General features: G+C 73.7%; 15 protein-coding genes. 7 read left to right on the top strand and 8 right to left on the bottom strand.

Features of this window, described 5'->3' with window-relative positions:
• Nucleotides 1-30: 30 nt before the first annotated feature.
• The 3 genes from KGD83_RS13515 to KGD83_RS13505 all read right to left on the bottom strand — a co-directional run bounded on the left by KGD83_RS13515 (nucleotide 31) and on the right by KGD83_RS13505 (nucleotide 3,256).
• On the bottom strand, nucleotides 31-888 hold the full coding sequence (locus KGD83_RS13515; RefSeq protein WP_212644099.1) for a SigB/SigF/SigG family RNA polymerase sigma factor: 858 nt from the start codon (nucleotides 886-888) through the stop codon (nucleotides 31-33).
• Between the two features lie 507 nt (nucleotides 889-1,395).
• Complete coding sequence (locus tag KGD83_RS13510) at nucleotides 1,396-2,322, bottom strand: cation diffusion facilitator family transporter (RefSeq protein WP_212644098.1); 927 nt, start codon at nucleotides 2,320-2,322, stop codon at nucleotides 1,396-1,398.
• Between the two features lie 190 nt (nucleotides 2,323-2,512).
• On the bottom strand, nucleotides 2,513-3,256 hold the full coding sequence (locus KGD83_RS13505) for a TetR/AcrR family transcriptional regulator (protein WP_212644097.1): 744 nt from the start codon (nucleotides 3,254-3,256) through the stop codon (nucleotides 2,513-2,515).
• A 159-nt stretch (nucleotides 3,257-3,415) separates the two neighbouring features.
• Here KGD83_RS13505 and KGD83_RS13500 point away from each other — a divergent pair, with 159 nt between their 5' ends.
• Nucleotides 3,416-5,233 (top strand): CPBP family glutamic-type intramembrane protease, encoded by a 1,818-nt coding sequence (locus KGD83_RS13500; RefSeq protein ID WP_249352337.1) that lies wholly within the window; start codon nucleotides 3,416-3,418, stop codon nucleotides 5,231-5,233.
• A 127-nt stretch (nucleotides 5,234-5,360) separates the two neighbouring features.
• Here the strand turns inward: KGD83_RS13500 and KGD83_RS13495 are convergent, their stop codons facing one another.
• Nucleotides 5,361-6,890, bottom strand: coding sequence for an acyl-CoA synthetase (locus tag KGD83_RS13495; RefSeq protein ID WP_212644095.1), 1,530 nt, complete (start codon nucleotides 6,888-6,890; stop codon nucleotides 5,361-5,363).
• Between the two features lie 224 nt (nucleotides 6,891-7,114).
• The gene (locus KGD83_RS13490; RefSeq protein WP_212644094.1) at nucleotides 7,115-7,942 is read right to left on the bottom strand and encodes an alpha/beta fold hydrolase; all 828 of its coding nucleotides are present in this window, start codon (nucleotides 7,940-7,942) and stop codon (nucleotides 7,115-7,117) included.
• A 259-nt stretch (nucleotides 7,943-8,201) separates the two neighbouring features.
• Here KGD83_RS13490 and KGD83_RS13485 point away from each other — a divergent pair, with 259 nt between their 5' ends.
• The 5 genes from KGD83_RS13485 (at nucleotide 8,202) to KGD83_RS13465 (ending at nucleotide 12,930) form a co-directional block, all read left to right on the top strand.
• Nucleotides 8,202-9,122 (top strand): ketopantoate reductase family protein, encoded by a 921-nt coding sequence (locus KGD83_RS13485; protein WP_212644093.1) that lies wholly within the window; start codon nucleotides 8,202-8,204, stop codon nucleotides 9,120-9,122.
• A gap of 632 nt (nucleotides 9,123-9,754) precedes the next feature.
• Nucleotides 9,755-10,174, top strand: coding sequence for a spore-associated protein A (locus KGD83_RS13480; protein ID WP_212644092.1), 420 nt, complete (start codon nucleotides 9,755-9,757; stop codon nucleotides 10,172-10,174).
• A 50-nt stretch (nucleotides 10,175-10,224) separates the two neighbouring features.
• Nucleotides 10,225-10,638 carry a spore-associated protein A gene (locus KGD83_RS13475; RefSeq protein WP_212644091.1) on the top strand — a complete coding sequence of 138 codons (414 nt, stop codon included), beginning with the start codon at nucleotides 10,225-10,227 and terminating at the stop codon, nucleotides 10,636-10,638.
• A 55-nt stretch (nucleotides 10,639-10,693) separates the two neighbouring features.
• On the top strand, nucleotides 10,694-11,110 hold the full coding sequence (locus KGD83_RS13470; RefSeq protein ID WP_212644410.1) for a spore-associated protein A: 417 nt from the start codon (nucleotides 10,694-10,696) through the stop codon (nucleotides 11,108-11,110).
• Nucleotides 11,111-11,397: 287 nt separating this feature from the next.
• Nucleotides 11,398-12,930 (top strand): AfsR/SARP family transcriptional regulator, encoded by a 1,533-nt coding sequence (locus tag KGD83_RS13465; RefSeq protein ID WP_212644090.1) that lies wholly within the window; start codon nucleotides 11,398-11,400, stop codon nucleotides 12,928-12,930.
• Between the two features lie 63 nt (nucleotides 12,931-12,993).
• On the opposite strand, the gene KGD83_RS28595 is transcribed toward KGD83_RS13465, so the two are convergent.
• The 3 genes from KGD83_RS28595 to KGD83_RS13450 form a co-directional block, all read right to left on the bottom strand.
• Nucleotides 12,994-13,161 carry a hypothetical protein gene (locus KGD83_RS28595; RefSeq protein ID WP_249352335.1) on the bottom strand — a complete coding sequence of 56 codons (168 nt, stop codon included), beginning with the start codon at nucleotides 13,159-13,161 and terminating at the stop codon, nucleotides 12,994-12,996.
• A gap of 294 nt (nucleotides 13,162-13,455) precedes the next feature.
• Nucleotides 13,456-13,809 (bottom strand): hypothetical protein, encoded by a 354-nt coding sequence (locus KGD83_RS13455; RefSeq protein ID WP_212644089.1) that lies wholly within the window; start codon nucleotides 13,807-13,809, stop codon nucleotides 13,456-13,458.
• Between the two features lie 42 nt (nucleotides 13,810-13,851).
• Nucleotides 13,852-14,223 (bottom strand): hypothetical protein, encoded by a 372-nt coding sequence (locus KGD83_RS13450; RefSeq protein WP_212644088.1) that lies wholly within the window; start codon nucleotides 14,221-14,223, stop codon nucleotides 13,852-13,854.
• A 790-nt stretch (nucleotides 14,224-15,013) separates the two neighbouring features.
• Between KGD83_RS13450 and KGD83_RS13445 the strand changes: the two genes are divergently transcribed.
• Nucleotides 15,014-25,981 (top strand): hypothetical protein, encoded by a 10,968-nt coding sequence (locus KGD83_RS13445; RefSeq protein WP_212644087.1) that lies wholly within the window; start codon nucleotides 15,014-15,016, stop codon nucleotides 25,979-25,981.
• The last annotated feature ends 583 nt before the right edge of the window (nucleotides 25,982-26,564 follow it).

The following is a 26,564-nucleotide window of genomic DNA, read 5'->3' as shown; positions in this document are numbered from 1 at the left end:
GGAGGACGGCCCCCGGCGGCGCGGTCCGCCTCACCCCCGAGCGCGCCCGTCCTGCTCCATCTCCTCGCGCAGTTGCGCCAGGACGCCGTTGAGAAGCCGGGACACGTGCATCTGCGAGTAGCCGAGGCAGTCGGCGATCTCGGACTGGGTGTGGTCGCCGAAGAAGCGCAGCATGAGGATCTCGCGCTCGCGCTCGGGCAGGCGGGCCAGGGCGGGCTTGAGCGACTCGCGCTGGACCACGAGTTCCAAGCCCTCGTCCTCGCTGCCCAGGTGGTCCTCCAGCCGGGTGCCCTCCTGGCCCTCGGAGTCGGAGGCGTCCGGCGCGTCCAGGGACAGGGAGCGGTAGGACTCCGAGACCTGGATGAGCTCGCTGACCTCGGCCTCGGGCAGCCCCATCTCCTCGGAGAGTTCGTGGATCGTGGGCGTGCGCGCGTGGGCCTGCTGGAAGTCGTTGAGCGCCTGGCGCAGCTTGATCCGGTTCTCCTGGTGGCGCCGGGACACGCGCACGGCCCAGGTGTGGTCGCGGAAGTGCCGCTTGATCTCACCGGTGACCGTGGGCATCAGGTAGGAGATGAACGGCTTGCCGCGGTCGGGGTTGAAGCCGTGGATGGCCTTGACCAGCCCGAGCATGGCGGTCTGCTGCAGGTCGTCCAGCGGTTCGCCCCGGCCGTTGTAGCGGCGGGCGAGCTTGTTGACCAGCGGCTGGTAGAGGACCACGACCCGTTCGCACAGGTCGTCGGCCCGCGGGTCGTCACTGCCCAGGGCGTGGAGTTCGGCGAGCATGTCCTCGGCGGTGGGGTCCTCGTCCCAGACCGGTCTGCGCGGTCCGGGGACGGCTGGTGTGCGGTCGAAGGTCTCGTGCGTCGCGTGGGGAACGTTGATGGACAAGAGGAAGCCCCCGGTTTCGTGTCCTGTCGGATGCCTGATGTCTGCCTGGACGGCAGTTGGCGGACGGCGGGCCCGCACTGCCGATCGAGGTGGGCGGCCGGGATTCGGCGGGGGATGATCGCGATGTGAGGAGTACGTTCCCTAAGAAATGGCCCCAAAAGCCGCCGGGAGGAAATTTTCGACCACGCTCCATAAATCGGACCGCCGTACACACGCGGCGGCCGGAAAAGCACGGGAAAAGTACACGCACCCCGCAGGACGCACGAACCCCCACCGGAGGCGGCGACATGTTTCCCCTGTTCAGGGGCGACACCGGCATCGGATTCGACTGCACACCCCGCGAGGGGACCACGCGCTTCCGGGCAATGTTAATTTTACTCGAACACGGGTTCGCTTCATTTTTCCAGCGGAAATAAGAGCTGTCTAAAAAGCCAGCGCACAGGGCTGGGCTCCCCCGGAGGGGATTCCCCGGTCCTCCGGGCACGGCCCTCGCGGTCGCGGGGCGCCTCAGTCCGCGGACCGCGTGCGCAGCAGGTCGGGTTCGATGTAGATGATCGTGGCGATGGGCACCGCCTCGCGGATCCGCCGCTCCGCCTCGTCGATGGCGGCGGTGACGCGGCGGGCGTCGTCCTCGGCGTCCACGGCCACCTTGGCCGCGACCAGGAGCTCCTCGGGGCCCAAGTGCATCGTGCGCATGTGGATGACGGCGTCGATGTCCGCGCAGCCCAGGATGGCCTCGCGGATGAGGCGGATGTGCTCCTCACTGGCCGACTCACCGATGAGCAGGCTCTTCATCTCCACCGCCAGGACCACCGCGAACACCATCAGCAGCAGTCCGATGGCCCCCGATCCGAGCCCGTCCCAGACGCCGTTGCCGGTGATCAGGGTGAGGCTGACACCGGCCAGGGCGAAGGCCAGGCCGATGAGGGCTCCGGTGTCCTCCAGCAGGATCACCGGCAGCTCCGGGGCCTTGGTGCGGCGGATGAAGCCGAACCAGCCCACCCGGGCGCGCGCCGTCCTGGTCTGGCGCATCGCGGTGCGCAGCGCCGTCGACTCCAGGGCGGCGGCCACCAGCAGCACCACGACGGGGACCCACTGCCAGGAGGTGATCGGATGCGGGTCGCGGATCTTCTCCCATGCCTCGTACAGGGCGAACAGCCCGCCGAGGGTGAACAGCACGATCGCCACCAGGAAGGCGTAGACGTAGCGCTCGTGGCCGAAGCCGAAAGGGTGTTCGCGGGTGGCCGTGCGTCTGGCCCGCCGCCCGCCGACCAGCAGCAGGAGCTGGTTGCCGGAGTCGGCCACCGAGTGCACCGCCTCGGCGAGCATGGCCGACGAGGCGGTCAGGAGGTAGGCGACGAACTTGGTCGCGGCGATCCCGAGATTGGCCGCCAACGCCATGACCACGGCCTTCGTGCTGTCCTCGCCACTCACCGCGTCGCCTCCTCGTCAGCCGTTGACCGCGCGGCCCGGGGACACGGGGCGGGCGGTCGGCGCGGCCGCACCGGCCGGGGTCGCCCGAGGCGGTCGGGTCCGCGCCCCGGACCGTCCCAGGTTCGGGGGAGCCCGGTGCCCGCGCAAGCACCCCCTCGGCCGTGTCGGGCCGCGGGGACCGGGCGGAGCGCTAGGAGTGTTCGGCCTCGCGGGAGCGCACGCGAAGCTCTATCCCGTCCAGGAGCCAGTCCAGCCCGCGCGAGAAGGCCTCCTCCGGGGTCGGGCCCGCGGTGGTCACGCGTCCGACTGCCGGGTAACGCCCCGTCGTACCAGCGCGGGCGGCCAGGAAGGCGTCCTGGACCGTGTCCCACGTGCGACCGTCGGGAGTGGTCCAGGCCTCGGCCCGGTCGGCTTGGACGACCAGGGCGACGTGCCCGCGGATGTAGCCGTCCACGGCCTCCACGACGGTGAACACCTCGTGGTCGCTCAGCCCGGTGCCGTCGAAGATCCGCACGGCGGAGTCGACCCAGGCGAAGGTGTGCGGGCCGACCGGCTGCCCGGCGCCCGTGAGTTCGACGAGCCAGGGGTGCTCGCGGTAGGAGCGCAGGTCCTCGTGGGCCCATGCCCGGACCTTCTCCCGCCAGGTGCCGGCGCGGGTGTGCGGCAGGACCGCCTGGCCGACCATCGTGTCCACCATCAGGGCGATCAGGGCCGACTTGTCGGGGACGTAGGTGTAGAGCGTGGCGGCGCCCACGCCGAGCCGGGAGGCGACCCCGCGCATGGACAGCGCGCCGACGCCCTCCTCCTCCACCACCAGCATGGCGGCCTCGACGACGCGCTCCACCGTGAGGTTGTGCCGGGGGCCCCGCCGGGGCCGCCGGGGTCCGTCCCACAGCAGTTCGAGCGTGGCCGTGGGGTCGTGGACGTAGGCCACTCTCGCCTCCTCGGGAAAAATCCGTACACTGTTCGGAAACGTCGAACGCGGTACGGAGTTTATCCCGGGAAGGCGGCCATGCCGGACGAACCCCGATCCACGCCCCCATCCGACACCGCACCCCGCGCCCCGAGGGCCGCGCGTCTCCGGGCGAGCCCCGTGGCCTCGGCCGTCCTGGTCTCCGCCGCCGCAACCCTGGTCGGTGTGCTCGCCGTGACCGCCTCGACGTCGGTTCCGGGCCCGGCAGGGGACCCCGGCTCCCTCCCCGCCCTGGCCGTGCGGGCCGCGCTGTGCACGGCGCTGGTGCCGCCGCTGCTGTGGGCCGCCCGCCGCTTCCTGGACCGGGCGCCGACCCCCGCGTTCGGCCTCGTGCCCCGGGGATGGCCCGCCCCTCTGGCCGCCGCCCTCACCGTCCTGCTCGCCTCGGCGGTGCTCACGGGTGCGGCGTGGGCCCTGGGCGCGGCCGCCCCGGACACCGGCGCGGCCGGGGGCGCCGCCTCGGCCCTGGCCGTGGCCCTGCCCCTGCTCCTGGCGGCCCAGATCCTGCCCGAGGAACTGGTCTTCCGCGGCTACGCGCAGCACCACCTGGGTCTGCGGTTCTCCCCGTGGGCGGCCGTCGCGGGCCAGGCCGCCCTGTACACGCTCTTCGCCGCCGCGGTCACCGGCTCGGCGGCGCTCTCCGGCGGGGTGTTCCTCCTGGGACTGTTCCTCGGGGCCCTGAGGACGACCACAGGAGAGGTGTGGACACCGCTGGCCGCGCGAACGGCCCTGACCGCCGTCGGCGTGCTCTACGAGGAACTCGGCCCGCGTCCGTCCTCCGCCCCGGAACCCTGGCAGGCGGTGCTCTCCCTCGGCCCTGGCCTGGCCGCCTTCTGGGTCGTGTACGCTTTGCGCGCCCGCGGCCGGGTGGGCGACCCGTTCCCCGACGCGGGCGGGCCGCGCCGCCCCCTGGCGCAGAAGGGGATCCTGTACGACGTCGGCTCCAGCTACCTGCCCGGCCAGAACTCCCGGCCGCGGTGGCGCACGGATGTGGTGGACCGGGAGATGCGGGTGATCCGCGAGGACCTGCACTGCACGGCGGTCACCGTCTTCGGCGAGGACGTCGGGCGGCTGGAGGAGGCGGCCCGCCTGGCGCTGGGCCGGGGACTGTACGTGTGGGTCCAGCCCCGCCTGGTCGACGCCGCGCCGGGCGAGCTGACGGCCAACCTGGGCCGGGCCGCCGAGGCCGCCGAACGGCTGCGCCGCGACCACCCCGAACGGGTGGGCCTCAACGTGGGCTGCGAGATCAGCCTGTTCGCCACCGGGGTGCTGCCCGGCCGCGACCTCGACCGGCGCACGCGCGCGCTGGGATTGCTCTTCCCCCTGCTGCCGTGGTTCGACCGCAGACTCAACCGGCTGCTGCGCGAGATGGCGAGCACCGCGCGCGCGAGGTTCCACGGGCCGCTCACCTACGGCTCCGGCGCCTGGGAGACCGTGGACTGGACACCGTTCGACGTGGTCGGCGTGGACTACTACCTGGACGAACTCACCCGCCGTACCTACCGGCAGGGGCTGCGGCGGCTGCGCGCCCACGGCAAACCGGTGGTCGTCACCGAGTTCGGCTGCTGTTCGTACGAGGGCGCACGGGACAGGGGCGGCTCGGGCTCGGACATCCTGGACTGGAGCGACCTGGGGGACCGAAGGGTCAGGGGTGGCCACGTGCGCGACGAGCGCGTGCAGGCCGACCTCATCGGCGACCTGCTGGACGTGTTCGAGACCGAGGAGGTGCACGGGGCGTTCGTGTGCATGTTCATCGAGGGCGACTGCCGTTACTCCCCCGATCCCACCCGCGACCAGGACATGGCCAGTTTCGGGATCGTGCGCCCGCCGCCGCTGGAGTCGGGGCTGTCCCCCGACGACGGCCACTGGGAGCCCAAGCTGGCCTTCCGCACCCTGGCCGCCCGCTACGCCGAGGAGGCGCCCGACCGCGTGGACTGAGCCGCGGCCGTCCGACCGGGGCCTCGACTCCAGGCCCAGGCCCGGGTTCCGGTTCGGGTCCGGGCCGCTCCCGGAAAGGGCGGACGCCCCCTGGAGCGGGTTCGCCGCGGTCGGGGCGCGGTGCCGGTCAGGTCGTGCGGTCGCGCAGCTCGCGCTTGAGGATCTTGCCGGAGGCGTTGCGCGGCAGCCCGGCCACCACCCGCACCTCCTTGGGAACCTTGAACGCCGCCAGGCGGGCGCGCACGTGCTCCACCAGGTCGTCGGGCAGGGTCTCGGGGTCGGCCTCCCCGGTGGGCACCACGAAGGCGGTCACCGCCTCGATCCACTTCTCGTCGGGCGCGCCGACCACCGCGGCCTCGGCCACCCCGGGGTGGGTGTACAGGGCGTCCTCCACCTCACGGGAGGCCACCAGCACGCCGCCGGTGTTGATGACGTCCTTGATCCGGTCCACCACCTCGATGTAGCCCTCGGCGTCGGCGCGCACGAGGTCGCCGGAGTGGAACCAGCCGTCCCGGAAGGCCTCCTGGGTCTCCTCGGGTTTGTCCCAGTAGCCCTGGCACAGCTGTGGAGACCGGTACACCGCCTCGCCCAGCTCCCCGGGTGCGACGTCGCGGCCGTCGTCGTCCACCACCCTGAGTTCCACGAACAGGGCGGAGCGGCCCGCGGAGGCGGGGCGCGCGTCGTGCTCCCCGGGGCGCAGCACGGTCGCCAGCGGGCCGATCTCACTCTGCCCGAAACAGTTGTAGAAGCCCAGTCCGGGCAGGGCGGAGCGCAGCCTCTCCAGCACCGGGCCGGGCATGACGGAGGCACCGTAGTAGGCCTTGCGCAGGCTCGACAGGTCGCGCCGGGCGAAGTCGGGGTGGCCCGCCATCGCCACCCAAAGCGTGGGCGCGGCGAAGAAGGCCCGGTGCCCGGCCGTCTCGATCCGCTCCAGCAGGTCGGCGGGGTCGGGCGCCTCCACCAGGGTGTTGCGCGCCCCGACCGCCAGCCACGGCATGAGGAAGACGTGCATCTGCGCGCTGTGGTAGAGCGGCATGGCGTGCAGGGGCTCGTCGTCGGCGGACAGGTCCAGGCCCACCACGCAGGACAGGTACTCGTGGACGAGCGCCCGGTGGGTCATCATCGCGCCCTTGGGGCGGGAGGTGGTACCGGAGGTGTACAGCAGCTGCACCAGGTCGGTGTCGCGGACCCCGGCGTCCAGTTCGGGCACCGGCCCCTCCAGGCTGTCCGCGAGCAGCGAACCGGGGCCCTCGCGCAGCTCCAGCACCTGTTCCACACCGGTCCCGTCGCGCAGCGCGTCCACGGCCGGGCGCAGGACGGGATCGGTCAGGACGACGGTGCTGCCCGACTGCTCCAGCAGGTAGGCCAGCTCCTCCCCCCGGAGGGCGAAGTTGATCGGCACGTGGACCAGCCCCGCCCGGGCGCAGGCCAGGAACCCGATGAGGTAGGCGTCGGAGTTCCTGCCGTAGGCCGCGACCCGGTCGCCGCGGACGGCGCCGAGGCCGAGCAGGCGTGCTGCGGCGCGGGTGACCGCGGCGTCCAGGTCGGCGTAGGTCCAGACGCGCCCGCCGAAGACCAGTGCGGTACGCCCCGGGGCGCGTGCCGCGCTGCGCCGGAGGACGTCGTCCACGGTGCTGGATGTCGTCGAACCGGTCACGTCCTGCCTCCCGCGCGTCGGTACGGCCCCTGGAGCCGTCGGCAGCACCCATCCTGTGGCGCACGGGCCGCACTGGCAACACCCGGCGGGAGATCGGGGCCCCGGAGGGCGCCCGCGCCCTCGCGGTCCGGCAGCGCGCCCGCTCCTCACGGCCGCGTACGGCGCCCGCCGCGGCGGGCGGGTCCTGTCGCCATACCCCGCGCGGCCCCGCCCACCGGAGCAGGTCAGCTCTTGAGGAACTCCAGCAGGTCCTGGTTGAACCTCTCCTTGTCGCCCGGCACGAGGGCGATGCCGTGGGAGCCGCCCTCGTAGACCTTCAGGGTGGCGTCCGGGATGATCCGCGCCGACTTGCGGCCGGTGGCGTCGATCGGCACGACCTGGTCGTCGTCTCCGTGCACCACCAGGGTCGGGACGTCGAAGCGGCGCAGGTCCTCGGTGAAGTCGGTGTAGCCGAAGGCGTCCACGCAGCGCACACCTGCCTCGATGGCCTGGTGCATGGCCATGAACCAGAAGGCGTCCTTGTTGCCCTGGGTGACCTTGTTGCCGGGGCGGTTGGCGCCGAAGAAGCCCTCCGCGGTCTCCCTCCAGAACTGCGAGCGCTCCCGGAGGATGCCTTCCTTGATCCCGGTGAGGACCTCCTCGGGCACCCCCTCGGGGTTGGTGTCGGACCTGACCATGACCGGCGGGACCGCGGACAGCAGGACGGCCTGGCGCACGCGCCGGGTGCCGTGGCGCCCGATGTAGCGGGCGAGCTCGCCGCCGCCCATGGAGTGGGCCACCAGCGTGACGTCCTGGAGGTCCAGGTGGTTCATGAGGTCGTTGAGATCGTCTGCGAAGGTGTCGAAGTCGTAGCCGCTCCAGGGCTGGCCGGAGCGGCCGTGGCCGCGGCGGTCGTGGGCGAGGCCGCGGAAGCCGTTGTCGGCCACCCACTTCATCTGGTCCTCCCACGCGTCGGCGTTGAGCGGCCAGCCGTGGACGAACACGACCGGTCGGCCGCTCCCCCAGTCCTTGTAGAAGATCTCGACGCCGTCGCGGGTGGTCACGTAAGCCATGGGAACCGTTTCCTCCTCCTCGTGCGGACGGGGCGTCACCCCGGGTCGCGCCGTGCTCGCCCCCCGAACGGGGCACACGGGCCACGACCAGGTTGCCCTCCGCTCCGACCTGCGAAAACCGGGGTTCCCCAAGCATGGGACAGGCTTTGCGAGAGTGCGGCGGCACCGGGGACCCGGCCCTCCCCCGCCGCGCCCTTGCCAGGCGAGATCCCACGGTCCTAGGTTGTCCGTTGTCGTGCAATCACCGGGCGGGAGCAGCATGAGGATTCTTGTCGTGGGAGCCGGAGCGGTCGGTGGTTACTTCGGGGCGCACCTGGTCCGGGCCGGCCGTGACGTGGACTTCCTCGTCCGCCCCGCCCGAGCCGCGCTCCTTCGCGAACACGGTCTGCGCGTGCGCGACGTGCGAGGACGCGTGGAGGCGGTGCCGGTCCGCGCGGTCACCGCCGACCGGGTGGGCCCCGACTACGACCTGGTGATCGTGGCCGTCAAGTCGTACGGGTTCGACGACGCCCTCAAGGACCTGTCCCCCGCCGTGGGCCCGCGGACCGCGGTGCTGCCCTTCCTCAACGGCATGCGCCACGTCGACGCCCTGGTCGACCGCTTCGGCGCCGACCGGGTCTACGGCGGCGTGGCCATGGTGATGACGCGTCTGGGCGAACAGGGGGAGATCGTCCAGGTCGGCACCATGGGCCAGCTGGTCTACGGACCGCTGGGCGAACACCCCGTCGTCGCGCCGGAGGACGTGCACGCCGCTCTGGACACCGGGGACCACACCGCCACCTCCGCCGCCGACATCCGCCAGGAACTGTGGGACAAGTGGGTGTTCCTGGCGACCCTGGGCGCGTGCACGTGCCTGATGCGCGGCCCCATCGGCCGGGTCAACAGCGCGCCCGGCGGCCGGGAGTTCACCGCCGCCGTCTTCGCCGAGGCCATCGCCGTGGCCACCGCCTCCGGCCACCCGCCGGGCGGGGCAGCCCGCGAGAGGGCCGACGCGGTCATCGCCGACACCACGTCCTCGACCACGACCTCCATGTACTGGGACCTGACCCGCGGCAACCCGGTGGAGGCCGACCACATCGTCGGCGACCTGGTCTCGCGGGGCCGGGAGCTCGGCGTGCCCACGCCGCTGTTCTCGCTGGCTTACACGCACCTGAGCGTCTACGGGGCGGGCCGCGGGTAGGCTGCTCCCGTCCGCCGACCGCCCCGGTGGCGCTGGCCCCGCCCCGGCGCGGCCCGGCCCGGCCCCCGTCACGACCGCAAGTCCCATGGCCCCGCCGTCTCGTCCTGCTCCCCCGCGCCCTCCTGCTGTCCGCGTGCGGAGGCGCCCCGGATCCGGGTACGGGGGCGGAGACGGAAACGGCCGCCCCCGATGAGGCCCGGGAGTACGAGACGGCGCCCGTGCCCGAGGGGAGTGCAGTGCCGTGCCCGACGACGTCGACGGCGACGGCGCTCCGGCGCGCAACGGACGGTGGACGCCGGGGGCGGCGGGCTCTCCGCCGGAGACGCGGCCGGGCGGGTGGCCGGTCTCTTCTCCCGCGCCGACTACGACGCGGACGGCGCCGACGAACCCGCCCTGGCCCACGGCCCCGAAGGCACCCGGGACACGCCCGTGCGCTGGTGGATCACCGGTGACGGGGGAGAGGACGAGGCCTCCTTCGACAGCGCCGCGTTCCAGGGGGTGCTCCGGGCCCGGAAGCGGCGCACGAAGCCGGCGCGAAGCGGAACCGAAGCCGGATCGAAGCGGCCCGTGCCACAGTCCTTCCCGGCGTCCGCACGGAGCGGACGCCGGCAACCAGGACGGAAAGCTCCCCCATGTTCAAGAAGTTCCGTACCGCCGCACTGCTCACGGCGGCGCTGGCCACAGGCTCGCTGGCACTGGCCTCACCCGCGTCGGCGGCGGCTCCCGTGGCGGACTACAACGGTGTCTGCGGCAGCGGTTACGGCGTGGTCAACTACGCCAACATCGGTTCCAAGGGCACGGTCTTCCTCACCTACAACAACTCCAACGGCTACAACTGCGCGGTGACCGTCCGGGCCAACCCGGGCTCGGCGGTGGAGATGACGGTCGGCCTCAAGCGCACCAGCGACCCCGCCAGCGCGGCCGAGGTGGACAGCGGCCAGTACACGACCTACGCCGGTCCGGTCTACCGCAGCGCGGCCGGTTCGTGCGTGGACTGGTTCGGCAACATCAGCGGCACCAACGAGAACCGCAACGGGACCAACTGCGGCTGACCCCCCGCGCGCCGCGACGGGCGGCGCGCCGACGCACGACTGGGAGCACCATGCGCAACCTCCTGAAGAAGGCCGCCACCCTCGCCGCGGCAGGCGGGATCGCCGCGGCGGGCCTGATGGCCACCGCCGCCCCCGCATCCGCCGCCTCCTACAACGGGGCGTGCGGGTCCGGCTACGGGGTCGTCAACAAGGTCGAGTTCCCCGACAACCGCGGCACCACCTTCCTGACCTACAACAACTCCAACGGCTACAACTGCGTGGTCACCGTGCGCACGAACCCGGGCGCGGCCGCGCCGATGGAGGCGTTCGTCAGGGTCAACGGCACCTCGTCCTGGAAGAGGGACAGCGGCAACTACACGACCTACGCCGGTCCCGTATACCTGTCGGCGGCGGGCCAATGCGTCGACTGGGGCGGCACCATCGGCACGATCACCGAGACCGTCTACCGCACCAACTGCGGGTGAGCCCCCGCCCCGCTCCCCTGCCTCCGCACACCCCCGAACCATGATCGGACATGACATGAAGAAGCTCGCGCAGAGGGCCGCGGCCGTCGTCGCGGCCGCCGGTATCGGCCTGGGCGGTCTGCTCGTCAGCGCCTCACCCGCCGCCGCGGCCACCTACGGCGGCGAGTGCGGCTCCGGATACAGCGTCGTCAACCAGGACAGCATCGGCTCCAAGGGCACGGTCTTCCTGACCTACAACAGCTCCAACGGCTACAACTGCGTCGTGGCCAAGCGCAACAACCCCGGCTCGGCCGTGCTCATCGAGGCGGGCCTGTCGATCAGCCCCGCCGGAAACCACTGGGACGTCTTCGACGGCGGCTACTACACCACCTACGCCGGTCCGATCTACCTGAACGCGGCCAACAGGTGCGTGGACTGGATGGGGCGCATCACCGGCACCGAGGGCGGCAAGCGCGGCACCAACTGCGGCTGACCGGACCGTTCACGGGCGGCTCCGGCCGGTGTTTGCACCGGGGCCGCCCGACCCATGCCCGCCTCAGCAGCATTTGTGTCGGTTAACACAACGAGCCCGGCATGGGCCGAAACCCAAACCCCCAGGTCACCCCAGAGCCGATCCGGACACTCTCCGCACTCCTCCCCCGCACAGGTGGACGGTGCGCCGACGAGTGCCGTATGCTCCGCGACGTTGCGCAGCGGAGTGTTCATCGTGCGTCAGGGAGTTCATGAGTGGAGACCGATCTGTCAGGGATTCGGTATCGCATGCTCGGTTCTGTCGAGGTTCACTCCGAAGGACGTCCGGTCAGCACGGGAGGGCCCAAAAGGCGTACGGTCCTGGCCGCGCTCCTCCTGCGACCCGGCACCGTGGTCTCCGACAACCGGCTCATCGACCTGGTCTGGAGCGAACGCCCCCCGCGCAGCGCACGGTCCCAGCTCCAGGCGCACGTGCACGGGCTCCGCAAGGTCCTGGGCGCGGACACGATCGTCCGGAGCGCCTGCGGCTACCGGATGTCCGTGGCGGCCGACGCCACGGACAGCGGCGTGTTCGAGCGGCTGCTGGTGCGCGCGCACTCCGAGCGCGCCGCCCACCGCCCCGCCGAGGCGGTCCGGACCCTGCGCACCGCGCTCTCGCTGTGGACGGGCCCGGCGCTGGGCGGCGTCACACCGGCGCTGGCCGCCCACGCGCGCCCGGCTCTGGAGGAGAGGCGGCTGCACGCCCTGGTGGAGCTGTACGGCGCAGAGATCGATCTCGGCCGCGGAGCCGCCGCCGTCCCCGAACTGCTCTCGCTGTGCGCGGAGCACCCGACCCACGAACGCTTCGCGGGCCTGCTGATGTCGGCCCTGCACGCCTGCGGACGCACGGGGGAGGCGCTGGAGGTCTACGCGACGCTGCGCGAGAGGCTGGTCGACGAGCTGGGCACCGGCCCCGGCGCCCGGCTCCGGCGGCTGCACCTGGACCTGCTCACGGCCGAGCCGGACGGCGGGAGCACGCGCGGCGGCGCGTCCGTCGTCCACCGGGTCCGCCCCGCCGAACTGCCCTACGGCGTCGGTGAGTTCGTCGGCCGCTCGGCGGAGCTGTCCGTGCTCGACCAGGCACTGGACGACGACCGGGGGGCCGACCGCTGGCCCGCGGTGTTCCTGCTCACCGGGGTCTCCGGCGTCGGCAAGACCGCACTGGCCCTGCACTGGAGCCACACCGTCCGGGAGCGCTTCCACGACGGCCAGCTCTACGTGGACCTGCGCGGGCGCGACTCAGGGGAGGAACCCACCCGGCCCGAGGACGCGCTGCGCCAGCTGCTGCGCGGACTGGGCGCGGACCCCGGGGGCCTGCCGACCGGCGTCGACGAGCTCGCCAAGCTCTTCCGGTCGGTGACGGCCGACCAGCGTCTGCTGTTCCTGTTCGACGACGCCGCCTCGGTCGAGCAGCTCGCTCCCCTGCTCCCCACCGGCCGGGGCAGCGTCGTGCTCATCACCAGTCGGCACCCGTTGACGGGGCTCGTCGCGCTGTTCGGCGCCCGCCCCCTACCGCTCGACGTGCTGTCGGAGGAGTCCTCGGTCGAGTTGTTCCTTTCCGTGGCCGGAATGTGGGCCCGGGCCGCGGAACTGGCGCTGGTCACCCGGATCGCCGAGCGCTGCGGACGACTGCCGCTGACGCTGAGGCTGGCCGCGGCAGCTCTCGCCGCCGGGACCTCCGCGGTGGACCTGCCCTGGCCAGACGTCGTGGCCGACCCCGTTCCGGGTCCGTCCGCCGGGCCGCCGCTGACCCTGACCCCCTCCGACCCGGACTCCGGCTGAGGGGCGGCGGCTCCGGCCGCTCGCTGGACCGTCATCCCCGGCCGGGGGATGACGGGGCGCGGGTCAGGGCAGGGCGCGCAGGGGCTCGCCGACCGGGGTGGTCGGCCGACCGACGATACGGGACGGCTCACCGGTGGTGGCGGACAGTTCGCCGTCGCGCGTGTCGGTGTCCAGCGCGGCCACGAAGCGCGCGGTGTCCTCGTCCAGCCCGGCCCCGGTCAGGGCCGCCACGTGCTCCTCGGTGGTCAGTCGCGGTAGACGACCTCGCGGCCGAGCGGTTCGCCCGAGGGCGCGTCGAGGTCGTCGTAGGTGCACGAGGCGTCGCCGGAGAGCTCGTACACGGCGCCCGCGTGCGCCGCCGGGTCGCGCGGCACGACGGAGGCGGCCCCGGCCCGCGCCGCCGACGAAGGCGCCGGTGGCGCGGGCCCGGTCCAGCCGCCGCGCGAAGTCCTCGTCGTACCAGCCGTTGCGCACGATCGTGTACGCGAGTCCGGAGGCGGGGACCGGACCGCGTGCGTGCGGCCGTCAGCGGCGTCCGCCGTGCGTGCGCGGGTCGAACGAGCCGGAGACGTCGACGTTGAGGTCCTCGGCGGCGGAGAAGCCGCGGGCGGTGCGGACCACCCCGTCGGCGGCCTGTCTCTGCGCCACGGCAACGTAGTCGAGGAGCTGCCAGAGGATCTGCTCCGCCTCGCCCAGGGTCTCCTGCATCCGCTTCGAGTACTCCCCCTCGACCCCCCAGGGCGCCTCCTCGAAGGAGGTGATCACATCGCGCGCGTCGGACACCACCTCGTCCGTGAAGTCGGCGGCCTCGTAGACGAGCTTGTTGTGCCGTCCGATTCCGTCTACGTCGACGGAGAGCCGGTCGTGTGATGCGGACATGCCCCTCCTCCTGTTCGCTGTCCGATGGCTGCGACCGGACCGTCACTCCAGGTCGCGCGGGGCCTCGTCGACGTCCGTCCCGCCGCGCAGCACGGCGGACGCGTCGAGGCCTTCGGGGGAGGCGAAGTCGTGTGCCTGCACGGCCCGCTGCGCCATCCGCCGCTGGGCGCGGGCGATCACCTCGACGACCGTCGTCGACAGCTCGGCGGCGGCCATGCCCTGGTACCCGTCGGTGTGGAACACGAGCCCGGCGAGGTCACCGGTCGCGTCGACCTTCGCGGTTACCAGGCGGTTCCCGGACGTGGCCTCCTCGGTCTCCGACTCCAGTCCCCCGCCCGCCTCCATGAGCTCCCTCAGCGTCGTCTCGAGCCGCCGCAGTTCGGCCTCCATCTGCTCCCGTGTCGGTGAACTCATGCCGTCAGGATCTCCTTCAAGGTTTTACTCAGTTCGTTAACGACAGGAACAGCCCGCGAAAGCGCCCTGCCGACTGAACTTCGGGCGGCGACCCGAGCCGCCCGATTCCCGCTGTTCCCCGGCTGTACCCCGGACGACCGCCGAGCACCGCGGGGCACGACCGCCCGGGGGTCACGGAAACCGACACTCCGAAAATGCGGTCCCGGTCACACGACTCCGTGCGGCAAAGGACACCGCACCGGCATGCCCTCCGAATGGCACGAAGAACTCCGTTCGCGGTCGGAACCCACCCGGCTCACCGGGTGCGCGCTGCCGCCTCCGACCCCTGAGGACGGGTGCGCGCCCCGACGGCCCCGGACCGTGACCCCGATACCTGCGATCAGTCCGGCTCCCGACAAGAGGGCTCCTCCGGCTACGCACCCCGGAAAAAGAAACAGGAAAGCAATCAAGAGAAACGGAAAAGGGGACGAAGGAAGGGGAAGCGCCGCGCGGGACCGGGCCGCCCCGGCGAATCATCCCCATCCGCTCGACACAACAGGTACCGCACCGACCGAGGAGAATGCAACCCGCAGAGTCGTGACTATACACAGGAGACACCCCCTTCCACGTCCGGAACCCGATCGGAAAAAATCAGAAACACAGGCGCAACAAAATACCGCGACCATAACTGCGCAACACCTCGAAACAAGGGGGAGGATTCCACGGCTCGGCGCGCTGTTGTTACCTTTGCCGTCGCTTCGGATACGTGTGGTGAGGAAAGGGGGCGTTCATGCTGTTTGACCCCCAGAAAATGGGTGACGCAGCACACGACTCCGTCAAGGTGTTGCTGGGGATCGACCTCCCCAGGGCCAGCGCACCGGCCATGCGCGCCGCCTCGGAGGTCTACGAGCTCCTCGACAAGCGACTGCACGAGCTCTCCGACGTCATGGACACGACGCGCACCAACGTTCGGAGGCACTTCGGCGGAGCGGCCTCCGACTACTACAACCGCTCCCTGTCCGCCTTCACCAGCGGCGACAGGGACTACATCGGCAACGCGGCGAGCACGAGCCGCATGCTCTCGGCCGAGCTGCGCAAGGCGGCGGCGAACGTCGACTACATGGTCGCGATGGTCTGGGTCCAGGTGGCCCAGCTCATCGCCGAGATCACCTGGGCCATCGCGGCGGCCAAGTTCACCTTCGGCGCCTCCCTGAAGTGGATCCCCGTCTTCAAGGCGATCCGGAGCCTGGCCATCCAGCGGCTCATCGCCTGGTTCCTCGTCACCGTTCCCAGCCACCAGGTCGTCAGCCAGGTCTTCGCGAGCTTCGGCGCGCTGATCCAGCGCGTCCAGATCGCCAACGGCGACCGGGACGGGTTCAACAAGCGCCTGGCGCACGACGCGCACGTGGGGGCCGTGATCGAGGGTCTCGTCTCCGCCGGCATCTCCGGGGGCGTCGGGGCGTTCGTCAACAGCGGTTTCGCGAAAGCCTTCGCCCGCGGCATCGACGACCTGCGCGGCCTGCCGACCCCCGTACCCCCGCCGCCGGTGAGGAACGGCGTGCCGGACCCCGCGCTCCCGCCGGGCACGCTCAACGACGACCTCGCCGACCTCTTCACCCGCCACCGGGACGAGATGCTGGTCCCCTTCCACCCCAACTCCCCCACCGGGGCACGCTCCTGGGACAACGCGGTCGAACAGAACGCGTTCCGCGCGGAGACGGCGGACGTGTTCCAGCGCTCCTTCGCCGAACGCATAGGAGTCGACCAGGCACGGCGGCTGGGCGACGACTACGCCGAGACCCTGATCCGCTCGTGGGGCGGCGCCGACCTGGGCTCCCAGCTCTCCCGGACGATCGGCGACAGACTGCCCGCGCCCCTGCGCGAGCACCTGTCCGACGTCCCGCGAGACCTCGCCGGGGCACTGCACCAGAGCGCGCGGGGTTTCCTGCCCTACCTCCGGAGCCTGGGACTGGGCGCTGGAACCGGGGCCGCGGAGGGCTCCCTCAGCGAGGGCCTGGGCAATCTCGCCAGCGGCCAGGGGTTCGTCTTCACCCCCTGGTCCGCCACGTCCGGCGCGACCATGAACACGACCCACCAGCTGACCACCGACTCGGCGCTGGCGGGCATCGACGCGCTCAGCGGCCCCGACGGCGTCCTCCAACCCCCCGTCCTTCCCCCGCCCCCGGAGCCGGAGCGGCTTGCCCGGGAGGACCCGGCCCGGGGCGGGGCTCCCCCGGTGCGGCCCGCCACCGGCGACGGCGGCGGGGGCGGGAGGCCGACGCCCGTCGGCGGCCCCGATACCACCGTCGTACCGCCCCTCACCGTCGATGGACCCGCCCCCGCGCAGGATGGCGGAGACCACTCGCGCAGGGTGATGGTGCGGGCGCCGGAGAGCGGCGCGGACGCGCACCGCCCCGGCGGTTCCCCGGCAGCCGGAGACCAGGACGCCCCTGCGGCCCGAAGGCAGCGGGACCACGCCCCGGACGGGGCCGACGACGCGGACGCGCACGGGGCCGGGAACCCTTCCGAGGGGGTCGCCGGAACACCGGAGGCCCCGACCGCCCGGGCTCCGCGGAACACCGACCCGGACGGGGCGGCGGGCCACACCGACGCGCACCGTCGCGCGGGCGCCTCCGGCCCGTCCACCGGTGGCCATGACGCCACAGGCGCCGGGACTTCCCGTGACCGGACCCCGGCACCCCCGCACGAGGAGGGAACCGAGCTCCCTCCGCCGCACCCGGCCGCCGTGACGCCCCCGACCGGCGCCGACCGCGCCGCACCGCCGCAGGGCGCGGCTCCCCCCGGCCGTCCGTCCGGCGAGGCGGGCCAGCCCTCCCGCCCGGGAGCGCAGGAGACGGCGCGGTCCGGTCCGGAACCGGCCCCCGCCGGAAAGAGCGGCCCCGAGCGGAACGACTCCCCCGCCCCCGTCACCGCGGAGCCCTCCGCCCCGGCCAACATCCGGGAGACCGCGGCCCCGCCGGCGGAGAGCGCATCCGTCCGCCCCCGACCGGCCCCCTCCGAAGCCGAACGGTCGGGGACGAACGCGCCCCCCGCGCCGCGGTCGGACACCCCCTCCACCACGGACCGGGACGGGAGCGCGCCCCCGTACTCGTTCGACGCCTCGCTGAACCCCGCCGGCGGCGCCCCGGGCCTCCGGGACGACGCCGACGACAACTCCTCCCTCGGCGGGGACTCCGACACGTCGTCGCTGTTCGACGACGCCGCGTCCGACACGTCGAGCCTGGACACCGCTTGGCCGGACGCCGAGGACGCACCGCCCGGGGCCGACGCCCCTCACCCGGTGGTGAAGGACGCGAAGGCCCCGGAGGGCCTGCCCGACATCCCGGGCCAGGCCTCCGGGCCCGGCCTCCTGGCCTTCCCCGTGACCGAGGGCGGTCCGGCGGGGCCCGCTCCCAACGTTTCCGCCCCCTCGGAGGGACCCGCCCCGGCGGTCGTGCGCACCGAACCGCAAGCGCCCACGCCCGGGGCGGCCGAGCCCTCGGCGGACCGCCGCGACGCCACCGGGAGGAACGGGGACACCGGCACGGGCGGGGAATCCGGAACCGGACTCGGGCAGGGCGGCGGCGGTGCTCCCCCGGCCCGTTCCGGCACCGGGCCCGCACCGTCCGAGGAGGCCGCGCCCGGGACCGCGCCCCCGGAGACGGACGGCGGCGAGTCGGCCCCCGCCGCCGGCCCCGCGGACGCACGCGCCGAACGCGCCGCTGACCTGGTCGCACAGGCCCGACGGCACCTGGGTGACGGGGACGTCGCGCGTGCCCGGGCGGTGAGCGCGGACATCCAGAACCTGCTCTCCCCTCGCCCCGACGACGGCGCCCCGCAGAACCCCTCCGTACGCAGGGCCCGCAGCCTGGCGCTCGGGCTGGTCTTCACCCTGTCCGACCCGGCGAACCTGCGGGCACCCGCCGATCCGGACGCCTTCCCGGCGGACAAGGCCGAGGACGCCGCCACACTCCTGCGGGGCGTCGAACGCAACCTCCGGGACCGCCACGACCCGGTGCGCGCCCGGCTCTGGCTCCCGGGCGGACGGCTCACGACGGACTACGTCCGCCACGCGATGCGAGACCCCGCGGACAGGGGTCCCTTCCCCTACGGCGGACCGACCCCGGTGACGACCGTCAACACGGCGCTGCTGGAGGGGGACGCAGACCCACCCGCCTCGGAAGGACGAACCGGGGAGACGTCCACGCCGGACCGGACCGGGAACCCGGGAACGCGCGCGGGGGAGGGGGACACCGAGGACCCGCCGACCCCGCTCTCCCCCTCCGAGGCCGAGACCGTGGCGGAGCGGTCCAGGGGAACGGCCGAGAACGCACTGGGGTTGGCACGCGCGGCGGCGGACCGGGTGTCCGCGGCGGCCCGGACGGCGGCCGACGCCGCCACCGGGACCGCGGACGCCGTGACCGCCGCCGAACAGGCCGCCCGGGCGCGCGAGGAGACCGCCCGCGCGGCCGGAGCGGCACGGGACGCGGCGCGCCTGGCCGTCGAGGCCGCACGCGGGACGTCCGCCGCCCTCGAGCGCGCCGAACAGGCGGTCGGGGGGACGGTTCCGGGCACGGAGGCCCACCGCGCCGCCGTCGGCGCCGAGGCCGCCGTCCGGAGCCGCCACGAGGAGACGGTGCGGCTTCGGGACGGAGCGGAGCGCCACGCGCGGGACGCCGACGCCGCGCTCCGCGACGCCGAATCGGCCTCGGACGGTGCCCTGACCGCGGTCTCCCGTCGTGTCGCCGGGGAAGCCGAGCGGACCGCGGCCGCGGCGGAGCGTGCCGCCACCGGAGCCGCCAACGCCCTGCGCGTCACGCGCGAGGCAGCCGAGCGGGGGGCGCGGGCGGCGCGGGACGCGGCCGACGCGGACGACACGGCGTCCGCCGTCACCGAGGCGGAGCAGGCCGCCCGGGAACGGGACACCGCCGCCGACGGAGCCGGATCGGTGCGGCTGGCCGCGGACCAGGCGGAGGGGTTCGCCGGTCGGACCGCCGCGTCGGTCGCGCTGGCCGAGCGGCTCACCCGGGCGGCCGTCCCCGGCACGGACGCCCACCGCACCGCCGCCGACGACGAGGCGGCCGTCCGGTCCGGCCGCGACCGGGCGGACCGGCAGCGGACCGAGGCCCGGGCGCGCGCGGAGGAGGCCGCCACCGCACGCCACGACTCGACCACCGCGGCCGTCGAAGCCCTCACCGCCGCCGCGCACCGGGCGGCGTCCGACTCCGCCGGTACCCGGATGGCGGCCGACGACGCCTACCGGCGCTCCGGAATCGCGCGGAACCGGCTCGCGCGGGCGGAGGAGGCCGTCCGGGCCGCGGCCCTGGCCGACACCGCGCGCCCCCGCCGGTCGCAGGAGGCCGGGGACGCGGCCCGGCGCCTCGCCGACGCCGTCGGTGAGGCGCGGGAGGCCGCGGACGCCGCGCTGCGGGCGCGTACCGGCGCGGAGGCCTTCGCCGGGCCCGCGCGCGTGGCCGACACCACCGCCGCACTGGACTCCCTGGGCCGGGTGTCCGCCGCGCTGCTCTCGGCCCCGGACAGCGCCCACCCGGCGGCCGTGCGGGTCGAGACGGACCTGCGGCGGACGGACGCACTGGTGGTAGGCGCCCGCGACCTGCTCGGACGCACCGCGCAGGACCTCGCCGACGCCCGGCGCCACGCTCAGGACACCGTGCTCTCTGCCGACCGGGCCGAGGCGCTGCTCCCCCGAGACCTCCCGTCGGCGTCCCGCCTGCGCGCGAAGACGGACGCCCGGTACGACCTGGACTACCTCGTCACCTCGCGGCTGAGCGGCCCCGACCGCCTGTTCACCAGGGCGGTCCACCAAGCGGTCGCGGGCATCGTCGGACAGCGGATCACCGACCCGCCGCCCGGCCTGCCCCAGCTGGTCGACACGGCCCTGAACCGGGTGGCGCACGAACACGGGATGTCCGCCTTCTTCGCGCCCGGGGGCCGGGAGATCACCGTCACCGACCCCGGGACCGACGGCGCCGACCCCAGGTCCTGGACCGTGCGGGTCTCGCTGGCCTCCGAGGACCCCGCCGGGTACCGGCACCTGGACGTGGAGCACCGGAAGTCGGGATCACCCCTGGAGTCCCGGGAGGAGGAGCGCAGCCGCTCCGCCACCACCGGGGGCTCGTCCTCCTACGACCCGCGCCGTATCCTCGCGGCGCGTTTCACGGGAAGCCCGCTGCTGCTCGGCGACGTCACCGGGTCCGCGGCGGGACCGTGGGTGACGGCCGGCGGCAGCTTCTCCCGCGGGCAGCGCGCGGCGTCCCACGGCGGGACGACCACCGCCGCCTCCAAGATCGAGTACACGACCTTCGCCAAGCCCGAGTTCTACGCCAACGACCTGCGGGTGTGGGCCGAGGTGACCGCACAGCCCGAAGGGGCCGGGAGGGCGCCCGCCGCGGGCGACACCAGAGGCAGGGACACCGGCGGGGCCCCTCCGCCCGCCGTGGACCTCCCCGTCGGCTCCTCGGTGATCCGTGACGGCATGGTGTTCACCCTGGCCGGCGAGACCCAGGGGCGGCCCGACGGGATGCCGGAGCACATCGACCTCACCCGGGGCGCCGGTGAAGGGGACGGCCCCGGGCGCCGGCACCGCAACCTCGGCCCGACGGGCGGCCTGCCCATCGCCGTCCACAGCATCACGCCGAACGCCCCGGCCGAACGAAACCCGGCGCACACCGACCTGGGCTCCTGGATCGCCGACTACCTGGTTTCCGACGCCTACCGGCTGAACAGGGAGGCGACCAGCGCGAACACCGCGGTCCAGTGGATGAAGGACCTCACCGGGCCGGGCACCGGCCAGGACATCGCGCGGTGGCAGCACGAGATCCGGCACGTCCTCGACAACGACTCCTTCCAGGAGTACCTCCCCCACCTGGACCGGGGGCCGGTCACCGTGAGCGCCTCACACCCGCGTCTGGGCGAGGTGATGATGGAGTTCTCCGCGAGGCCGCGCGACTACCGGATCAAGGACCACAGCCCGCTGATCGACGACGCGACCTTCAAGGAGAGCATCAAGGACGGCACCAGCCTCACCCAGAGCCGCAACACGAGCTTCACCCTGACGGGGGGAACCGGTTTCGGCCTGGTGGCCGAGCTCCCCTCCGGAGGGACCCTGCGTGTCAACGCCCCCCATGTGGAGGCCACCTGGTGGCAGTCGCTCCACTCCGAGAGCCACAACGCCTCCGGCTCGGGCGAGCACCGGTCCCTCAGCCGCTACGTCTCCTCCACGGAGAAGTTCGCCGCCTACCAGGCTTCCCACGACCTGTCCGTTCACGTCCAGGGCGAAGCGGAACCCCACCACTTCACCGTCACCGGTGTGGAGCTGCTCCCCGGCGAGACCGCGGGCCGGCTGGACCGGGCGGCACGGGGCGAGGAGCCCGCCGACGACGGGGGCGGGGACGAGCGGCGCCCGCCCTTCCCGCACCTGGACGCCGACAACCCCGTCCACTTCCGCGGGTCCCACTTCCTCGGCCTGGAGTGGAGCGGTCCCGCCCCGCGCGACGGGAGCGGCGGTGAGCGGTCGGTCGGCCGGGGCGGCGTCGGGGCCGGGGACGACGGGGGCTCCGACGCCACCGGGGGGACCGGTGATCCGACACCCCCGGTCACGTCGGACGACCGGCGCGGCGTCCTGGAGCGGTACCTGGACGACGTGCTGGCCGGTATCGCGCGGGAGCACCCGGGCCTGGTCATCCCGGAGCTGGTCCGCGACCGGGACACCTACGCCCGCAGGCCCGGACGGGAGGGCGCCTCCTACTTCGAGCGTTCGTTCCGTGAGCGCTGGGGGTTCCGCCGCTCCTACGACACCGCCTACAAGAACACGATGCTGGTGCGGGACACCCTCCAGAGCACCCTGGGCAAGGACGACCTCGAAAGGCTCGCCCGCCCCGGGGAGGGCCTGCCCGTCCGGCTCCGGGAGTCGGCGACGGTGGACCCGACCCTGATGGCGAGGCTGCGGGAGTTCCTCCGCCCGAACACGGTCACCGTCCGGCTGCACGCGGAGTTCGGACGGCTGTCCCACGACGGGAGGAGCACCGCCGAGACGGGTCTCCGGGTGCGCGGCACCGCTTCGGCCGCCACCGAGTCCGCGATCGGGAGCGCGTTCACACTCGCCGCGTCCGCGGGCGCGGGCATGGTGCGATCGGCCGAGGGCGACGCCCGCGGGTTCGCCCGGCTGCTCGGCGGTTTCATGGCCTCTGCGGGCTGGAACAGGGTCGACCACTTCGACGCGGCGTACGGCCTGGAGCACAAGTCCGACGCCCGCCTGTTCTTCCCCGAGGGCTCTGACCGGTGGAGCGGCGAGGTGGTCCTCAGCGCCCGCCTGCACGACCACGACGCCGAGGAGCAGGCCGACGGCACCAGCCGGGGGACGGACCTGCTGGACCGGCCCATCAAGGCCGCCTACTCCGTGGTCACGCCCACCACCGTCGGCGACAACCTGGTCTCCGCGCGGCCGGAACCGGACCGGGCCGACCGGGAGCGGCCGGAGCTGACCCCCGAAGAAGCGCGGGAGATGCTCGACCCCCGCCCGGGGCACCGCGGTTCCCCCGGGGATGACGCCCCGGGGACCGGGGACGGGACCGGGACCGCACCGGCCGGAGAGGCCCCGCGGACCTCCGGGGCGGAGGGGGAGGCCCCCGCAGGCCCGCCGACCGACAACACGCGTGTCCTTCTGGACCACGGCGCGATCATCGAGCACGTCAACCCCCTGCTCCGGGAGGCGGGCGACACGGGACCGGGCCGCAACCTCCTGCGCCGCACCCTCGACGTGTTCTCCCGTCCGCGCCGGTTCTGGTCGGACGGGGGGCGGATGAAGCTCTCCTCCTTCCTGGACGGCGTCGGCGGATCGGCCCTCCTCTCCAACCTCATGTCCCCCACCGCCGTGGCCTCCGATCCCGCGTCCTTCTCGGAATCGGGCCGCCGCAGGCGGATCGAGATGCGGGGCACCTGGTTGTCCCCCAACGACATGCGGGCCACCGGGGTCACCAAGGTCACGGTCGGCGAGATCACCGACCTGAGGCTGACCAAGGCACAGGTCACCGTCCAGGCCGAGACGTCGTCGACGGCGTCCGCCGCCGTCACCAGGATCAGCGGCTTCTTCGGCCGGTTCACGGGCTTCGCCGGCGGGACCACCAACTCCATCGAGGAGGGCGGGGCCGAATCCGGCGCGGACCGGTCCACCGCCGACGGCATCGTCCCCATGGCCGGTCCCTCCCACAACAGGAGTTTCCTCCGCCGAGGCGAGACCACGGACTCGGGGGTCTCCTCCGCCTCGGGGCTCCTCCTGCTGCCCAAGGCGGCGGCCGTCTACGCCTTCACCGCCGAGGGCGCGATCGCGCAGGCGTGGGAGTTCAAGAAGCACCGCGGCCTCAACCTCCCCAACTGGTGGACCCACAGGTACGCCGGGTGGAAGGCCCGGGTCGCCGACCTCGTCTCGGGCTACATCACCGCCCGCGACGCCGAGCAGGCCGGCATCATCACCGACGCCGTGACCCACGGGGACGACGGCGCACCCGAACCCTCGACCCAGACCAACCCCGCACCACCGCCCCACGCCCGCGTCCGCGCCGGATTCGACAGCGCGGGCAGGCAGACCCTCCCCGTCGACCCGGCACGCGCCGTGGACGCGTTGGAGACGAGGCTGCGCACCCACGGGCTCACCCTCAGCCGCGGGGGCAAGGAGCGCCTGCTCGTGACCCTCTCCGAGCAGTTGGGGACCGCGACCGACGCGCTCCCGCCGATCCCCGTCAACGTCGTGTCGACGGACCGCAACGCCCACTTCTCCAAGCCCGCACGGGTCCTGGTGGAGTTGGACAGGACCAACCCCCGGGTCGACTACGTCACCTCGGCCGCCGCCACCGTGGAGACCCACTCCTGGCAGGCCGAGCACTCGCACCAGGATTTCCGGCCGACCTCGCACACCACGGGCCTGGACTTCGTCCCCTGGCAGCCCAGCGGCATGAACGGCGGCAGTGACCGGCCGTCGGACAGCAGCCTCCTCTTCGCCTCGCCCGCCGCGGGGGCCAGCGGCACCCGGAACGCGTCGGCGGGGTCGTCCTCGTCCTCGGAGACCACCCACACCATCGTGATGGAGTCCTCCGGCCCCTACGTGAAGATGACGGAGGACGCGTCCCTGACCCTGACCATCGAGGTCGACGGCGACGGGCTCGTGCCCACCGCGGGGGTCAGACGGGGAGAGAGGGCGCCGTACCTGGAGCACAAGCCGCCGGTCGTGGAGACGGCGACGGCGGACGGAGGACGGGTACGCACCTTCCACCTGGGTTCGTCGCTGGACTTCAGCCCGCCCGCGCCGCCCGCCGCACCGCTGGACACGGTGCCCGCGCCTCCCACCGTCGGCCCCCGCGCGGGCGACACCCTCGCGAGCGCCGTCACCACCGCCACCGGGGAGCTCACCCCGCCGCCGGACGCGCTGCGCGACGCCGTCATCATGCCCACCGCCGTCCACGGCCCCGACCTGCGCGACACAGCGCTGCGGACCGTCGCCGCGTCGCTGGGCTGGACGCCCCCGGCCGCACCCGACTTCGGGGCGAGCCCGACCGCCGAGCAGCTCGACCGCCTCCGCGCCCACCACGCCAGGACGACCGACGACGCCCGCCGCCACATCGCCGACCACCTCGCACTCGACCCCCGCTACACACCGATCGACAACTCGCTCAACCCCGTGGCCCTCAAGGGCCTCCTCTCGCACAGCCTGGGCCGCCCCTCCGGCACCGACATCCTGCGGATCGGGCGCACCCAGTGGCGTGTCGCCGCCACCCCCGACTTCAGCGGCGCCCGTATCGTCACCGCGCGCCCCGACGCCCGGCTCGTCCACAAGGAGGCCGAGGGGCGGAGCGTCTCCCACAGCCGCTCCCAGGGCGGCGGCGCCACCGCCACCGCGGCTTTCCGGCCCACCGGCCACCACACCGTGGACCCCGACGACAGCGACCGCACCGCCCAGCTGACGGGCTCCGGAGGGATCACGGCCCGCACCATCACCGGCGACTCGCCCACGGGCGACGGCCTGGCCAGCGCGGAGCCCTCCGACATGGAGCGCCAGCGGCTCGGTACGGCCTACCTGGTGGAGTTCGACACCACCTGGACGACCGGCGCGCGCACCGACGAGAAGACGTCCTTCGGCGGCACCGCCCCCCGGCAGTTCACCTCCCACCACACCAACAGGACCAGTGCCTGGATCTCCAGGAGCGACGCCGTCGCCCTGGGCGTCCTGACCACCGAGCAGGCCGACGCCGCCGACGCGCCCATCACCGCCGAGTACGACGCCGCCAAGGCCATGGCCGACGCCGAGGCCGCCTACACCGAGCAGCGCGCCGGACTCCCCGCGCTGGTCAAGGCCTACCTCGACGCGCACAGGGCCCACGCCGCCGACCCCGCCCCCGCGAACCGCGCGGCCCTCGACGGCGCCCGCACCGCCTACGAAAACCAGGTCACCGCCTACCGCACTGCCCTGGGCGCCTACAACGACGCCGTCACCGCCTGGACCACCGCGACCAACGCCACCGCCGCCCACCTGGCAGGTATCACCCCGCCCGGCTCCCCGCCGGCGGCGCCCCGCCCCGACTCCAGCGCACCGCTGGGGAGCCAGCTCAGCCCGGTGTTCGGCCTCACGCCCCGGGAGACCCCGACCGCGCCCGACGGAGGGGGCACGACGACGCGACCGGGAGCGCGGCCCGCGGCGGACTCGCTCCTGGAAGCGTTCCACAGCGCCCTGAACACGCAGCCCCGCCCCTCCGGAGCCGACCGGTGACCGATGAGGAGTCCTCCGGTCCCGAGACGGGACCGTCCGCGGCCGGTTCCGGACCGGTCGGCGCCCGTACCGAACACGGACGACGAGACCGCCGTGTTCCTGATGGAGATGACGGACCGGGGACCGGCCGAGGAGAACGGACGCCTCCCCGAACCCGGGTAGACGTGCGGCCGGGAGGACGGGATGGCCGACACCCTGCGGCTGGAGGCGCTCCGGTCCTGTGCCGGAAGGGTCGACGACCCCGGGGGACGGGGGCGGACGCCGACGCCCCGAGTCCCGTGCGGCGGGTCTGGAGGAACTGCGCGCCCCGCACGTAGCCGAGAAATCCACCGAACCCGCCCGCGTACGGTTCCTGTTGCGTTCCTGGCGTCGACTGACGCACCTGGCGTAGACAGTTCTCCGGGCTGCGTCTCGCCCCGCCCCCTGCCAGGACGAGGACGGGGACCCGCCACAGCGTCCCGGAACCGCTCTGGAGGGCGTCTGGCGCCGCCCTGAGCCGTGTGCGCGGTCGCCGGGCGAGACGTCCTCCGGGGATGCCCCGGAGAGGCCCCCGAAGGACGTTGCGCAGCACCCAACCGGACGG

Origin of the sequence: Nocardiopsis akebiae (assembly GCF_018316795.1) — a bacterium.
Classification (GTDB): domain Bacteria; phylum Actinomycetota; class Actinomycetes; order Streptosporangiales; family Streptosporangiaceae; genus Nocardiopsis; species Nocardiopsis dassonvillei.
The sequence above is the reverse complement of the archived record's forward strand: the minus strand, read 5'-3'. Positions and strand labels throughout refer to the sequence as shown.

Bases quoted from the DNA above. Each gene is read 5' to 3' on its own strand.
- KGD83_RS13490 (WP_212644094.1), bottom strand. From the start codon at position 7,942: ATGGCTTACGTGACCACCCGCGACGGCGTCGAGATCTTCTACAAGGAC.
- KGD83_RS13485 (WP_212644093.1), top strand. From the start codon at position 8,202: ATGAGGATTCTTGTCGTGGGAGCCGGAGCGGTCGGTGGTTACTTCGGG.
- KGD83_RS13480 (WP_212644092.1), top strand. From the start codon at position 9,755: ATGTTCAAGAAGTTCCGTACCGCCGCACTGCTCACGGCGGCGCTGGCC.
- KGD83_RS13475 (WP_212644091.1), top strand. From the start codon at position 10,225: ATGCGCAACCTCCTGAAGAAGGCCGCCACCCTCGCCGCGGCAGGCGGG.
- KGD83_RS13470 (WP_212644410.1), top strand. From the start codon at position 10,694: ATGAAGAAGCTCGCGCAGAGGGCCGCGGCCGTCGTCGCGGCCGCCGGT.
- KGD83_RS13465 (WP_212644090.1), top strand. From the start codon at position 11,398: ATGCTCGGTTCTGTCGAGGTTCACTCCGAAGGACGTCCGGTCAGCACG.
- KGD83_RS13455 (WP_212644089.1), bottom strand. From the start codon at position 13,809: ATGTCCGCATCACACGACCGGCTCTCCGTCGACGTAGACGGAATCGGA.
- KGD83_RS13450 (WP_212644088.1), bottom strand. From the start codon at position 14,223: ATGAGTTCACCGACACGGGAGCAGATGGAGGCCGAACTGCGGCGGCTC.
- KGD83_RS13445 (WP_212644087.1), top strand. From the start codon at position 15,014: ATGGGTGACGCAGCACACGACTCCGTCAAGGTGTTGCTGGGGATCGAC.